Origin of the sequence: Prevotella sp. AM23-5 (genome assembly GCF_003473645.1) — a bacterium.
Classification (GTDB): domain Bacteria; phylum Bacteroidota; class Bacteroidia; order Bacteroidales; family Bacteroidaceae; genus Prevotella; species Prevotella copri_A.
In genome coordinates, this window is the sequence record NZ_QUCG01000146.1 from 1 (window position 1) to 311 (window position 311).

A 311-nucleotide genomic window follows, 5' to 3' on the forward strand; every position below is an offset into this window, starting at 1 on the left:
TCTCTTCTCTTTAATTCTATTCTCGTGACAGTGAATCATACGTTTATAAAATTCTATCATCTTTTCATTAACGAAAACAGAATCATATTTACCTATATAGTAATCTCCATTTAAGAGTTCGCTGACGTGTATTCGCACAACGTCTTGCGTCCAGTTATCTATAAAAAGATAATAGGTTTCACGATTAGGATGTACCATAAGGTACTCGTAGAAGTGGAATTTATCATTTTTAATAAATGTCACTAAGCAACCTTTTGTTAACTGACTTATGTCTTTTAATACTTCCATACCTATTTCTCCTTTGCTTTAAC

At 31.5% G+C, this 311-nt stretch carries 1 protein-coding gene; it reads right to left on the reverse strand.

Annotated features, from left to right (window positions below):
- Window positions 1-288: hypothetical protein (locus DW657_RS18500; protein ID WP_233547209.1), on the reverse strand; the 288-nt coding region annotated here is incomplete at its 3' end.
- Window positions 289-311 lie beyond the last annotated feature (23 nt).